Annotated in this window: 14 protein-coding genes; 4 read left to right on the top strand and 10 right to left on the bottom strand. The window is 41.2% G+C overall.

The annotated features are described in order from the left end of the window. Together JOD17_RS06270 and JOD17_RS06265 are read right to left on the bottom strand one after the other, a co-directional pair. Window positions 1-660, bottom strand: coding sequence for an acyltransferase (locus JOD17_RS06270; RefSeq protein ID WP_204696317.1), 660 nt, complete (start codon window positions 658-660; stop codon window positions 1-3). Further along, the gene (locus tag JOD17_RS06265) at window positions 644-1,564 is read right to left on the bottom strand and encodes a glycosyltransferase family protein (RefSeq protein WP_204696315.1); all 921 of its coding nucleotides are present in this window, start codon (window positions 1,562-1,564) and stop codon (window positions 644-646) included. The genes JOD17_RS06270 and JOD17_RS06265 overlap by 17 nt, the downstream gene beginning before the upstream one ends. Window positions 1,565-2,114: 550 nt before the next feature. Here JOD17_RS06265 and JOD17_RS06260 point away from each other — a divergent pair. The 4 genes from JOD17_RS06260 to JOD17_RS06245 all read left to right on the top strand — a co-directional run bounded on the left by JOD17_RS06260 (window position 2,115) and on the right by JOD17_RS06245 (window position 7,036). Further along, on the top strand, window positions 2,115-4,361 hold the full coding sequence (locus JOD17_RS06260) for an MMPL family transporter (RefSeq protein WP_204696314.1): 2,247 nt from the start codon (window positions 2,115-2,117) through the stop codon (window positions 4,359-4,361). Between the two features lie 74 nt (window positions 4,362-4,435). Further along, window positions 4,436-5,944 (top strand): sensor histidine kinase, encoded by a 1,509-nt coding sequence (locus JOD17_RS06255; RefSeq protein WP_204696313.1) that lies wholly within the window; start codon window positions 4,436-4,438, stop codon window positions 5,942-5,944. After that, window positions 5,922-6,632 (top strand): response regulator transcription factor, encoded by a 711-nt coding sequence (locus tag JOD17_RS06250; protein ID WP_204696312.1) that lies wholly within the window; start codon window positions 5,922-5,924, stop codon window positions 6,630-6,632. Before JOD17_RS06255 ends, JOD17_RS06250 begins: the two co-directional genes overlap by 23 nt. Before the next feature lie 23 nt (window positions 6,633-6,655). Continuing rightward, a complete protein-coding gene (locus JOD17_RS06245) occupies window positions 6,656-7,036 on the top strand; it encodes a hypothetical protein (protein ID WP_204696311.1) in 381 nt (126 codons plus the stop codon). A 2-nt stretch (window positions 7,037-7,038) separates the two neighbouring features. Here the strand turns inward: JOD17_RS06245 and JOD17_RS06240 are convergent, their stop codons facing one another. The 8 genes from JOD17_RS06240 to JOD17_RS06205 all read right to left on the bottom strand — a co-directional run bounded on the left by JOD17_RS06240 (window position 7,039) and on the right by JOD17_RS06205 (window position 13,209). After that, entirely contained in the window at window positions 7,039-8,052 is a 1,014-nt protein-coding gene (locus JOD17_RS06240; RefSeq protein ID WP_239575286.1) for a C45 family autoproteolytic acyltransferase/hydrolase, read from the bottom strand. Between the two features lie 154 nt (window positions 8,053-8,206). Then, window positions 8,207-8,458 carry a hypothetical protein gene (locus JOD17_RS06235; RefSeq protein ID WP_204696310.1) on the bottom strand — a complete coding sequence of 84 codons (252 nt, stop codon included), beginning with the start codon at window positions 8,456-8,458 and terminating at the stop codon, window positions 8,207-8,209. A 22-nt stretch (window positions 8,459-8,480) separates the two neighbouring features. After that, window positions 8,481-9,500, bottom strand: coding sequence for a serine hydrolase (locus JOD17_RS06230; protein ID WP_204696309.1), 1,020 nt, complete (start codon window positions 9,498-9,500; stop codon window positions 8,481-8,483). After that, window positions 9,484-11,013, bottom strand: a complete 1,530-nt coding sequence (locus JOD17_RS06225; protein WP_204696308.1) for a methyl-accepting chemotaxis protein — start codon at window positions 11,011-11,013, stop codon at window positions 9,484-9,486. Before JOD17_RS06225 ends, JOD17_RS06230 begins: the two co-directional genes overlap by 17 nt. Window positions 11,014-11,123: 110 nt before the next feature. Beyond that, window positions 11,124-11,891, bottom strand: a complete 768-nt coding sequence (locus JOD17_RS06220; RefSeq protein ID WP_204696306.1) for an STAS domain-containing protein — start codon at window positions 11,889-11,891, stop codon at window positions 11,124-11,126. Beyond that, window positions 11,875-12,534, bottom strand: coding sequence for a cobalamin B12-binding domain-containing protein (locus JOD17_RS06215; protein ID WP_204696303.1), 660 nt, complete (start codon window positions 12,532-12,534; stop codon window positions 11,875-11,877). The genes JOD17_RS06220 and JOD17_RS06215 overlap by 17 nt, the downstream gene beginning before the upstream one ends. A gap of 22 nt (window positions 12,535-12,556) precedes the next feature. Further along, window positions 12,557-12,907 carry a hypothetical protein gene (locus tag JOD17_RS06210; RefSeq protein WP_042358942.1) on the bottom strand — a complete coding sequence of 117 codons (351 nt, stop codon included), beginning with the start codon at window positions 12,905-12,907 and terminating at the stop codon, window positions 12,557-12,559. Next, complete coding sequence (locus JOD17_RS06205; protein WP_042358943.1) at window positions 12,904-13,209, bottom strand: antibiotic biosynthesis monooxygenase family protein; 306 nt, start codon at window positions 13,207-13,209, stop codon at window positions 12,904-12,906. The genes JOD17_RS06210 and JOD17_RS06205 overlap by 4 nt, the downstream gene beginning before the upstream one ends. Window positions 13,210-13,371: the final 162 nt, after the last annotated feature.

Raw genomic sequence — 13,371 nt, 5'->3', positions numbered from 1 at the left:
TTACGACAACTCTTTCGCTGGTACACCTGCCACGGTTACTTGATCCTTCGTGTTTTTCGTTACAACTGCACCTGCACCAACGATCGTTTCAACCCCGATCACAACGCCAGGTAACAGTGTTGCGTTGTTACCGATTTTTGCTCCTCGCTTAATGTGGGGACCTTTCATTTCAAACGGTCTTGCCCCCATGTACTTATCGTTCGACATCGAGACACATGGACCAATAAACACGTCATCCTCAACGATTGAATCACCCGTTACGTATGCACCGGTTTGTACGGTGCAGCGAGAGCCAATGGTTGTATTAAGTTCAACGATTGCTGACCTGCCAATTACTGTACGATCTCCAATCGTGACATTTTCTCGCACACTACTTAAATCTCCAAAAAAACAACTCTGACCGATAGTCGTTCCTGTATAGAGAGCAACGAGACTGCCTGTCTTCGTTCCAGATTTAATGACAAGAGGGGTAATGCTTTGATTTTCTTTACGCATACGGTCATTTCCACCGGCCACAATTCCAATAACATTGTTTGGACCAATGGTGACGTTGTCTTCAAGAATTACATCGCTATACACGACCGTATTGTCGCCAATGGTGACATTTTCTCCAACAGTTGCTCCGTCATGAATGACGACGTTTTTACCGATCTTTGCCATACTTATTCACTTCCTTTTTAATAATCGTTAGCAATTGGTTTACTCTCTTTTTTAATGAATGTTGTTCATACACAAATTGAGAACCAGCTCGTGCCACTTCTTTTCGCTTTTGTTCATCTTCTAACCACAAATATGCTTGCTCAGCAACCGTTTTATGATCCGCCTCCACAAAATGCTTTCCAGGTACAAATCCGAGTCGAAGCAATTCCTCACATACTGGTGCAAGAAGTAACGTCTGGCTCGCAAGAATCTCGTAATATTTCTTAACTGGATACTCATAGATCGATGGACAAGCAAAGCTAATCTTCGCTTCACGTAACCGCTTTGCATAACCTGCACCTGCCACATCATTAGTAGTAGATTGATAGCCTGGGTGAGGTAGATAGTGAAAACGTTGATCATGCTCAAGTTGACGCTTTACCGCTTGGCGAAATGGATACGTCTCGTTTACTGCACCTGTTAACAAGAGATCATATCGCTTCATTTCCCCAGGATAAAACAAGTTCGTATTCACAAAGTGTGGCAACCAATGAAACGTGTCCGCATAGCTTGGGTATCGTTTTTGGAATGCATCGTGGACGACTGAAAATATCGCTGTATACTGCTCGCTTTGCAAGTGGCTTTCACGTAGTTTTGTGTGGCGATGAACATCGTTAACAATTAAACCTGTAGGGATCTGACATTGCCGAAGCCCACGTACTCTCGGGAAAAAAGATCCACCAAGATCATTAACAACAAGAATGAAATCTGGCCGAAACGTTAAACCGTTTAAGATGTGGGCAATGTGACCAGAAGTTCTGTGGGTCGCAAATTGATCACAGTGAAGTCGCAAGGCCTTTTCTAAATAATGATAGTTGCGATCAATATATGAAGATGTGTCCCGCGCAATAAACAATAGCTTCACTCGACTCCCTCCCCTTGTACGATATGATTACTCAAACAGTTCGGTTTGGACGAATCACTGGTGACCATCTCTAATCTGAATTTGTATGTTTCAAAGAATGCTTATTTGCAAAGGCTAGGCGAAACTAGACGATCACTAGTGAAGAAAGCTAAAAAGAACAAAATAAAGAATACGGTCGCCAAGGCAAGCATGCAAATGAAATTAAACGAATCATAAAGAGTAAAACAAGAAGCAATCAAAGTTGCTCCCTTTTATTTATTGAGGCTGGGACATAACTAAATAATCAACTTTTAAAACCGAATAATGCACGTTACTCAATGCGAGAAAATAATAAAAACCGAACTACCTAGAAGCTCTCCGTTAGAGTTTCAAATAGTAGTTCGGTTTTTTCATTGGTTGAAAACCTTTTGTCCCAGCCTCTCTTTAGCGTGACTAAACGATCTTCATTCCTTTAGATTCGTTAATAAAAAATTAAGAATTCGGTTAGAGAATGCTTAGAAGTGCTGATTAAACTGAAGGAAGAAATCGTCGATCTAAAGGAGGACATCACATGGTGGAAAACGCGCTTAAGCAATTAGGAAAATGGGTGGTTACACACAAATGGAAAGTGATTAGTTTCTGGCTAATTCTTCTTACATTTAGTGGATATTACGGTTCACAGATCGGTGAGCACCTCACTGGAGGTGGGTGGGGTGTTCCAGGTTCTGATTCTAACCTCGCGTCTGAGCGACTATCTGAAGAATTCGAGTCAAGAGATGAAACATCACTAACACTCGTTATCAATCACGAAACAGAGCAAGTCGGTACAGACGTGTATACAGAGGCAATTGAGCAAGCCTCCATGTCATTACAACGCGAAGCAGAGATTGATCGTGTCTATACATGGATCGATGCCCCAGATCATCTACAAGATCAATTCGTTTCAAGCGACGGTCATACAAGCATTGGTTTTATTGAAATGAACATCGATGAAGGCTTCGCACAAAACGTGTTAGCAGCGATTCAAGAGCGCTTATCAAGTTCTGTTCAAATGGATGGTTTTGAAGCCACAGTTCTAGGTGCGCCAGCATTTTGGGCCGAGATGAATGAGTTAAGCCAACAAGGATTAGAGAATGCTCATTTATACGCCTTGCCTATCATTCTGATCGTCTTATTGGTTGTCTTTCGTTCCGTCGTTTCTTCACTAACGCCGTTAGTATTATCGAGCTTTTCAATTGTTGCATCACTTGGCGTGCTGTATTGGTTCTCTCAATGGATGGAGTTATCAATCTTTGTTCTTGATGCAGCCCTCATGTTAGGCATCGGTGTCGGCATTGATTTTGCTCTAATTTTCATCAAACGATATCGAGAACAGTTAGAACAATCGTCTAATCAAGTCGCCGAAGCTGTCGCACAAACAATAGGTACAGCTGGCCACGCCATACTTTTTTCAGCCTTAACGATTATCGGTGCAATGTCTGCAATTCTACTCGTTGATATTGCCGCTGTTCGTTCAATTGCTTTAGGCGTAATCGTTGTCGTCTTCTTTCTTATGGTGACGAGCCTTACGTTGTTACCTGCTTGTCTGGCCTTAATCGGTACACGAATTAATGCATGGAAAGTTCCCTTTATGTCCATTCGAAACGAATCCACTAGTACAGGCAAATGGTATCGACTTGCACATCAAGTGATGAAGCGCCCGGTTGTTTATCTCGCCTGTTCAGTGATGGTACTTATTGCGATGGCTATACCCGCACTTGAATTAGAAGTGTCCACTCCTGATTCGCGTATGCTTCCTAAACAGACACACGTTCGTCATGGGTTAGCCCATCTAGAAGAAGGCTTTGGTGTAGGATTCGCTTCTCCAATTCAAGTCGTTGTTGCAGTAGAACATGAAGAGATTACCGAACCACAACTACTGGAGAAACTCTCTATGTTACACGAAGAATTAGAACAGATTCCAGACGTTGAAGAAGTCAGTTCACTATTTTCATTCTTCCCGAACTTAGAAACACCTGACATTCATTCACTGTTAACCGAGCATCAGCAAGAATTACATGAAGATGACTGGATGCTGATTAATCGGCACGTAAGCAAAGATAATCATGCCGCTGTCTTTGATGTCATCACAACCGATCACTCTTCTAGCGACACGAACCGCACCATTGTTCATGACATTCGTGATCGACTCGCAACGACTGAAGACTTTGAAATATACGTTGGTGGAGAAACGGCCGAAGGAATGGATACGAGCCAATCCTTAAATGATCGTTTGCCGATGGTTTTAACATTTACCTTGTTGCTTTTATTTTTCGTTTTAGTTGTTACATTTAGAAGCTTATTATTACCTTTAAAAGCCATTGTCTTAAACATCCTTTCTTTGGGAGCAACGTATGGGATACTCGTCATTGTTTTCCAATGGGGGTTCGGTTCAACGATCTTCGGGTTTGGGGATTTTGGATTTATTCAGAGCTTTATACCGATTTTATTACTCGGTCTTTTGTTTAGCCTGAGCACCGATTACGAAGTTTTCTTGTTAAGTCGAGTGCAAGAAGAGTATCAAAAGGGCATGTCTAACGAAGAAAGTGTCGCAATTGGCTTAGAAAAAACCGCACCTATGATTTCTGGAGCAGCACTTATTATGATCGTTGTTTTCGGTTCATTCGCCTTTGCAGGTGTATTACCGATGCAACAGTTAGGGCTTGGAATGGCAGTTGCGATTGCCCTGGATGCAACGATCGTTCGACTATTTTTAGTACCTGCAACAATGAAGCTACTTGGAAATTGGAATTGGTGGTTGCCTTTCACTAATAAATAATGCCGAAATAGTAAATGTTTATGCTTCAATTGAATTACAATGGAAAAGCAAGCAGAGTGAAGGGAGAGCACGACATGTCCATACGCATTAAGCTACTTTTATCTTACGTACTCATGACGATTGTACCGATCGGATTATTCATACTCTTTCTTCATCTTCTTTTTCAATTATTTCTTACAAACATTGATGATATGAAACAGTTCTATAGCATTGAGAATGGTACTGTAGAGGATTTCTTCTATGATGAACTAGCAACTGTGTCTTCCTTACAACAAATCGCCTCTACAGACCCTGATGCTTTATTAAATGAATCGGTTATTACTGAGTTTGAAGATATGCTTAACCATCGCCAAATCGACATTGTTGTACGAAGAGATGATCAAATTATCCATACGACGTCCAACGAAGCTCAACCCAATTTGCCTCAGCTTCCCACCCATCAATCACCCAACCGTGATGGTCTACTAAATGACCAAGGTTACTTGCGTAATGGTGATCATTCTTGGGCTTACGTAAGTTCAGATTTTTATTTTGATGATGATCGTCACGGTTCACTTTTTATAACACTGGATCTATCACCTGTAGACGCCTTTCTAACACAAGTTGTCCCTCTCGTTATCGCGGGTTTCATCTTTGTTTATTTACTAACAAATGCCGTCATTACTTACGTCTTTTCAAAGCATATTATTCTACCTTTGAAAAAACTTAACACTTCAGCTCAAGCGATTGCCCATGGGGATTTAAATCAGCAAACAGCCATCACCCGTCAAGATGAAGTTGGCGAACTGGCAGCTGCATTTGAGAATATGAGAACTCAATTGCAACAGTCTAAAGCAATTCAAGAAAGCTATGAAGTCAATCGAAAAGCACTCATTAACAACATTTCTCATGATTTAAAAACGCCAATTACATCGATTCAAGGTCACGTGCAAGGCATACTCGATGGCGTTGCAGAAGATCAGAATAAATTAGAGAAGTACATGCAAATCATTCATTCTAAATCATCAGAAATGGATAAATTAATCGATGAACTGTTTCTCTATTCAAAATTAGATATGAACAGCATTCCTTTTCAATTTGAGAACGTTAACCTTACTCATTATCTACATGATATAAAAGAAACATTTGAGTTAGAGTATGATGACATTGCGTTTTCAACAGAACTGGCAATTGATCCTACAACGATGGTCGTTGCTGATCGTGACCAACTTTATAAAGTGTTCGCAAATATCACATCCAATAGCGTGAAGTTCATGAACAAAGCAAATAAAACAATCAAACTGTCTGCCATGTTAGACGGTTCGTATGTATCAATTGCAATGACTGATAACGGATCCGGAGTTGAGAAACAAGAAATCCCATATTTATTTGATCGCTTTTATCGTACTGAAGCATCTCAAAGTTCTGAACGTATTGGAAGTGGCATTGGCTTAGCGATTGTAAAGCAAATCATTGATGCTCATGGTGGAAGCGTTCATGTTCACAGTGTCATAAACGAAGGAACGACCATTACGTTTGCATTGCCCATCGCTCAACAGATTGAGACAGAGGAGAATGAGGATGAAGCGAATTCTAATTATTGAAGATGACAAAAGTATCTCTGAACTACAAAAAGATTACCTAGAAATTAACGGCTTCACGGTTGAGATGAAGCACTCTGGAACAGACGGACTGGAACTTGCCTTAACTAATGACTACGACCTTATTGTGTTAGACGTCATGTTACCGGGGGTCGATGGTTTTTCAATTTGCAAATCGATTCGCAATGTGAAAGAAGTGCCCATTCTTATGGTCACCGCACGATCTGAAGATATTGATGTTATTCGAGGTCTTGGCTTAGGAGCGGATGACTATATCGTTAAACCGTTTAACCCTAATCAATTAGTCGCCAAAGTAAAAGCACATGTCGCAAGATACGAACGACTTACGTCCATGCACGAATCTTCAAGCGATCAAACGACAATTGGACGGCTCTTTATCGATCATAGCTCACGCACGGTCGAGGTGGATGGCACTGAAGTTGCGCTCCGTGCCAAAGAGTTTGATTTACTTAGCTTTCTTGCTATAAACGTTGGCCAAGTATTTTCTAAAGAACATCTTTACGAACGAATCTGGAAAATGGATGCGATTAATGATCCTACGACGATCACCGTGCACGTGAAAAAAATTCGCGACAAGCTATCGATTAATAATAGTGACTTTGATGAAATCGAAACGGTTTGGGGTGTTGGGTACCGCTTTAAAAAAGAAAGACCCCCAAAGCGACCTTAAACAAATCGAACGGAGGCACAACGATGAACCACTACGTGAAGCTTGCACGCAAATCAAGTGTTTACTTACTAGCCACCATTGGCGCATTCGCTCTATTGCTATTTATTAGTGGGTTAATTTTAGATCTCAGGTCGTTCGATGAAACGAAGGGTGGTTATGAACCGCCCTTCGAAAACTTCACAGGCGAACCGATTAATTTCAATGAGCTAGATCAATCTGCTGAAGGCATTGTCGGTCGTGGATACACTGTAAACATTCTCTTGAATTGTACAACTGGTATGGTTACGTTTGAGTTTTTTAAGCTTCGTTTTGATGTCTTAACAGTCTCCGAACGTGCAATCGCTGTCCATAAACCACAAGATGCTTGTATAAAGAGAGGATTCGATCCACAATTCTTATCGTAGGATCAACGCTCCCCTAATACGTGATCCAGACGTAGGTCCTCACCATTGACCCAGTCAGTAAAGATAAAGTCCAACACATCGATTCTGCCAGCCGGACACGTAACAACACGCGAAGTCGTAAACTCATAGGCAAATGTATGTAATGTTCCAAATAACTGCTCATAATCCGTATAAAATAAAGGCGAACCTTTCAATGAAAACAATCGAAATGCATCGGCAAACGATACCTTCTTCTCTATAAGTTGTTGGATATATTCGTTTCGCTTTTTTGAGCCTTCAATGTTTGTTCGATTGGCGGTTTGAAGTGGTTCAGTTTGAAAGTGATTTACACAAGCTAATGCGTTTGTTGAATGCCGTACGTTCACGGTCGTTGGCGTTGCTTCAACGGCTACTTGCTTACCAGAAGCATCTGCAATCGAGAAATTGTAACAAGCTGCATGCGGAATCGTCTTCAATAAACGAACGGCATCTTCTGTGGATGTACACGTATCCAGTACCATTCGAATTGCGGTCCACGCAGAGATTCCAGTTTGGTAATCAGCGTTACTTACGAAATGAAAGCCAGCGACAAGGCCATGCTCGTTTACCCCATCGTGCCTTCCAAGTAGTTGCAATGGATAACCTGCCGTTGCGAACCCTTCTTTCGGATCGCTCAATGCGAATCGATGATCATACAATTCAGGAGAGAAATCATAGTTGCGAACATAATACGAATCTGACATCATCGTTGAACATCCCATTGCCTCTACTTTCGGAATATCATACCCACTGAAACAAGTTGCCACCTTGGCAAAAGACCATGTTAATGCTTCTGCTAACCCTTCCATTTCATCAAGTAAATGAGGAGCAAACGTCTTAAACAATGCTTCCATTTCATCAACATCGATTTGTTCGCGAGTGATCGATTCATAAACATTAACAATCTGCTTCCCTTTCACTCGTTGCCCTGAATGCATACCAACTTCATACGACGATCCCCGATGTTGGCTAACCTCTACTTTAAATGGTTCAATCATGCCAGTACCCCCAACTTTACGTGATGATTAGTACAGAATTTTTTGTCTTTATTAGTATACATCAACAGCTTTAAAGCCGGCGAACACTCTTCAAAACATCTGCTATTCATTGAAAAAGAAAACTGCCAATCTACTTAGATTGACAGTTTTTTCATTAGAAAAATGGCCTTCTCCGAGGGTGAGGCGGATGGGGCTGAGGATGGGGAGACCAATTCGTATGAATGACTTGTTGATCGTATTCTTCGCTATATGTCTTTGGGTAGACAGGAACGTGCTTGAATACGTGATTTTTTACGTGTTGATGTTGGACCGTAAACACTTCAGGAATAATCACTTCTTGACCTGGTTTCATTGGACCAGGTAACGGAAACGGATGGTGCCATTTTGGTGGTCGTCTTGGAAACATGCGAACCCTCCTAAAACATCAATTACTCATAATCTATGTTTCGGGTGGGTGAATCGCTCGTAGCAGATGCCCATTTTTGTTTAATTGCATCGTCAACTTGTTTCCTAAGCGACTGAATAGACACCTGTCTTCCAAAGTGGACACGGTTCGTTAACAAAACTGCACGAAGGTCAAGGGAATCATCACCCCACATGTGTACCCCGGTAAATCCAGTATGTCGATACGTCGTACCTGACACTTCAAAGCCTAATCCAGCTTTTGCTTCCCGTACAAGTGCAGCATCAAAACGCTTTGCTCCGTCATTTTTGATCATCGATAAAAACGTTAGTAAATCTGATGCCGTCGAGAACAACCCTGCATGGGCGCTCACACCACCCATTCTTTCTGCCTTCTCATCGTGCACAATCCCGTGCTTGTAACCTCCACGAACGAAATCATACTCTGTAGCCGCGATTGGTTCCAATCGGTTTGGTAAAAACGTAGTGGCCTTTAAGCCGAGTGGCCTTGCCACATGGTGTATGAAATAGTCTTCATAAGATATATCCATCACACTACTACAGACGTAATACAAGAGGATCATGCCAAGATCTGAATAGACCCTCTCTGTTCCCGGGGTCGTTTGTAACGGTGATTGCATCAGATCTTTGTAGATCGCTTCAGGATTAAAACCTTCATACTTCGCTGGATGATCCGCTTTTAAACCTGACGTATGTTGCAACAAATGCCGGATTGTAACACGAGGTTCTGTCCAATCCGGTAACACCTCAGCAACGGGCTGATCTAACTGCAATCGCCCACGTTCAATTAAATGAAAAACAATCGTCAAACCTGCGACAACTTTCGTTAAAGATGCAATGTCAAATTGCGTATCGCGTCTCATCAGCTCGTCATTAATACGAGGGTGTTTCTTCCCAAAAACTTCAATGGTACGATCACTGCCCTTTTCAACTGCAACGACTGCTCCAGGGATAATTTTGTCATGGATCGCACGATGAATTGATTCAAACAATTGAATCCCACCTTCTTCAAAGCTCTTGTGCACGTAACTCCCCTAAGTCATCATGAAGATTTAAGATCAGATGCTTTAAGTCATGAATGGATTGATCCATAATAAGGCGATCGTTCCGTTCTTTCTCTGAAACGACAGCACTTTCATTAATCGTCTGACGATACTGCTCTGTCACGCTCGTCATACTCTCGACGTTTTCTAATGCTTTTTCGGTTTCCGAATGAATCGTGTTCGAATGATGCAACGATTGTAGCAAATGTTCATGCACTTCTTCCGCTTTAAGCGCAATGCTTTCAAATAATTGTTTCGTTTGTTCGGATTGGCTAAGTCCAGTCGTACTATCTTTTTGTGCTTTCGTTATACGTTCATTTAGCTTGCTCGTCTCAGATTGAATTTGGGAAATGATCTTCACAATGATCTGCGCATTCTCATTTGATTGTTCAGACAAACGGCGCATTTCTTTAGCAACGACCGAGAAGCCTTTACCTTCCTTACCCGCTCTCGCCGCTTCAATTGATGCATTAAGTGATAACAGGTTTGTCTGTTTTCCAATCGTCGTAATAAACTCCGTTATCCTTCCAATTTCCTTCATTTTCTCGTTCAGACTCGTCATTTGCTCATACATGTAATTCATATGATTCGCAATCCCAGCCATATGCATCATTGAATCACTCATATACGTAGAACCTGCAGTCGCTGAGTGACTCGCATCTCTTGCAATTGCCTCTGATTCTTTGCCTGTTTGTACTATTTGACTTACGAGGTCTTCCACATTCTTTAATGCTGATTGGCTAAGCACAGCATTCTCCACTTGAATGGAAGCGCCCGCTTCCATTTGTGAGAATGACTCTTTATTTTTTAGTGATGTTTCTGTTGAACGCTTTGAAGCGTTGTCCAATTTCTCAACATTCGACGTTACAACTTCTGACGTTCTTGCTACGCGTTCTACGAGAGATTTGATCATCTTCTGTTGGCGGTCATCTGTCTCTTGAACATCTGCAATAAACTGACTACGTACCCGAATTTGAGTCAATAATACACCTGAAGTTACAAGTAAAAATACAGCGTGAATCATCAGCAAGGAAAATGGATAATCTCCAGTTCCACATATTAATTCTGGGAATGCAAAATAACCGACAAAATGTTGCAATGCAAAGATCATCGTACTCACAATTAACAACCGCATATGCTCATAATAAGCAAGAGCTGCGAGTACCATAAATATCGAAAAATGATATTCTACAAGTCCATCGCCAACAGCGATTAACGCTATACTTCCGAATGTAAGAGAAAGCATAACAAACCATTCAATAAGGTCATGCTCTTTTGATCGAATATAATTCAATACAGCGACAATAAAAAACACAACAGGTAGGATTAACAAAAAGGTTATGACTAGCGTGAAATCTCCATTGCCTGCTCTCCCTGTTATCATGAGGTAACGATCGAGCCAACCGACCCCTCGATGTAAAATCATGACAAGTAATAGAAGACCAATGAAAAAACCTGTAAAAAAGAGCATGACCTTATTTTTCTTCGCTTTCAATAGTTCTTATCTCCTTTATTTCTGGATCATTAATAATCCTTTATACCCATAAATGCATTATCACTAAACCACAACTAAAGTGCAATAAAAAAAAGCATGAATCACCGCATTTATTGCGTGACGTTCATGCTTTTTAATGCACTCTCCAACGAATGTTGAAACACTAAATTCCATTTCTGAACTTCAAATTGTTGAAAAGAAGCTGCGACTGAGCGATCAACACCTGCAATCGTTACATTCATCCCCATCACGGAAAGTGATTGGAGCAAATTTTTAAGGCCGACCATTCCGTAATCCGATATCTTTCCAACAGCAGTAAAGTCAAAAATAATATCATCTGCACTATCCTCGTATATTTGCTTTAACAGTTTGTCTTCAACTGAGCGAATCTTCTTATCGTCAAGATCTCCGAACATCGGAACGAGTGCTACGTCATCATTTAACGTAATGAATGGCGCAGACAACTGACGGTTCTCTTCCATCGTTACTTCTAACCGTTCTTTCTCGACCATCAGCTGCATGTTCGTATCTTGTAACCTTGATCGCAATTGGGCGAGTTGATTCATGACTCTTGAAAACGCTTCGTCTTTTTTAACGACGAGAACTTCTGCATGCAATTCGCTAATCCAACCAACATAAAGATCTACGAGAATGAGTTCTTCATCAATGGTGAACACATTCACCTCAATCCTCATCTGATCATGCTCAGGCTGCAACCAATGCTTCACTTTATTCACGCTATCCTCATCAACAATCGCTAAAAAAGAACGCTCTGCCTTAAAATGCTTAACAGCTTCAGTAGAGCGCTCCAAAATATCGTAATTTTTATCAATTTTAAAAGATGGAAGAGGAAGGTGGTTATTACTTTGTTCCTGCATGTACACTTCCTACCTTCCCAGTTTCAATCCATTGATCGAGATCATCTAACCCAACCAGTACGAATACGTTGTTGTACTCTGAAAATGTCGACTGTAGCTTCGGAGCCACTCGCCCTCCAATTAAGATTGTCGGTTGGTGCTCAAACTTTGAGAACGTATCAACATATTCGATGACTGACGGCAGACGGTAGGCAAGAGCAACAGAGAGCACAATTACATCTGGTTTCCACATTTGTGCCATCGTATGAAGGTGACTCAGTGGTAAGTTCGGTCCTAAATATCGAACGTTCCATCGATAATCTTTGAACCTTGAACTAACCATCTTAAGTCCTAAATAGTGCTCCTCGGCCTCAACGCCCCCAAGTAAAACTTTACCCGTGTCAGGGAGTGCTTCTTCTTGAGGTTCTTTTTGATCAAGAGACGTAATGATCATATCGACAACTGCCGTCGCTAAATGCTCATCCGCTACCGATATTTTGTTCTCCTCCCAAAGTGTGCCAACTCTATACATTGCAGGTGTAATCAGTTGCTCGAACACTTCGGTTTTCGTGTATTGAGCCATCGCTGAGTCAACGAGACGACTAGCTTGATTATCATCGCCAGCTAATACATATTCAGTAAATTTCTCTACATACTCATGCAATTGGTCAACACCTCTTTTGCAATTAATCTTGTAGTTGCTCAATAGCGCTTCTTAAATAACCTGTATACGCCTTCTGTTCTTCTTCCGACCCGTAATGACGCAAATGTCGAATCAATCGTTCAAAGTTATCAATAATGAGGTGTGTACCTACATTTCGACTCGTAAGGACTCGGTTTAACCACTCCGTATAATCAAGAAAGTATGATTCATCATTCATTTTCATTGTCGTTTCTAAATGATTAAGATGATGCATGTTATCTTCCTCTGTACGAAAACGGCCGTTCTCACCAAACTTCGCCCATAAATCAGGGAAGTCGCGATATATTTCTTTCGTGATCTCAAGTGCAACCCGCTTTTTCGTCACTTCATTCATGTTGCTACCACTGAGAACATGCCGACCTTAGCTGAGATTGAAGCGAGCTCTTGATCAGGGTATTTTTTCTCAAGCTCATGAATTTCTTTGTATTCATCACTACTTACCCAACGAATATAATCTTCTTTAGAATCCCATATTAAATGAACGGTTAGTTCTTCTGGTTTTTTGTCATTTTGAAGCAGGTGAAACGATTGGAAGCCCGCTGCTTGATCGACTTTTCTAGAGCGATGTTTATAAATATCAATAACCTCTTCAGTCTTCTCACGAGGCACAGTTACAGTTGATGTTACGATATACATACGTTCACCCATTATCATTTGACGTATGATAAGTTTACAATAGAAGCTTATGTGACTCAACAATTCCATCACCACACTTTAGAGGGAACACCATCCAGCTGTTTCATTATACAAGCTTTCACTCAAAAAAAGCCTCCTCAGTGCTTTTGCACTAAGAAGACT

The sequence above is a fragment of the Geomicrobium sediminis genome (assembly GCF_016908595.1).
Classification (GTDB): Bacteria; Bacillota; Bacilli; order Bacillales; family Marinococcaceae; genus Geomicrobium_A; species Geomicrobium_A sediminis.
Note: the sequence above shows the minus strand (reverse complement) of the source record. Positions and strands in the feature narration are given on the sequence as shown.

Bases quoted from the DNA above. Each gene is read 5' to 3' on its own strand.
- JOD17_RS06205 (WP_042358943.1), bottom strand. From the start codon at position 13,209: ATGTATATCGTAACATCAACTGTAACTGTGCCTCGTGAGAAGACTGAA.
- JOD17_RS06260 (WP_204696314.1), top strand. From the start codon at position 2,115: ATGGTGGAAAACGCGCTTAAGCAATTAGGAAAATGGGTGGTTACACAC.
- JOD17_RS06240 (WP_239575286.1), bottom strand. From the start codon at position 8,052: ATGATTGAACCATTTAAAGTAGAGGTTAGCCAACATCGGGGATCGTCG.
- JOD17_RS06270 (WP_204696317.1), bottom strand. From the start codon at position 660: ATGGCAAAGATCGGTAAAAACGTCGTCATTCATGACGGAGCAACTGTT.
- JOD17_RS06210 (WP_042358942.1), bottom strand. From the start codon at position 12,907: ATGAATGAAGTGACGAAAAAGCGGGTTGCACTTGAGATCACGAAAGAA.
- JOD17_RS06235 (WP_204696310.1), bottom strand. From the start codon at position 8,458: ATGTTTCCAAGACGACCACCAAAATGGCACCATCCGTTTCCGTTACCT.
- JOD17_RS06220 (WP_204696306.1), bottom strand. From the start codon at position 11,891: ATGCAGGAACAAAGTAATAACCACCTTCCTCTTCCATCTTTTAAAATT.
- JOD17_RS06250 (WP_204696312.1), top strand. From the start codon at position 5,922: ATGAAGCGAATTCTAATTATTGAAGATGACAAAAGTATCTCTGAACTA.
- JOD17_RS06245 (WP_204696311.1), top strand. From the start codon at position 6,656: ATGAACCACTACGTGAAGCTTGCACGCAAATCAAGTGTTTACTTACTA.
- JOD17_RS06255 (WP_204696313.1), top strand. From the start codon at position 4,436: ATGTCCATACGCATTAAGCTACTTTTATCTTACGTACTCATGACGATT.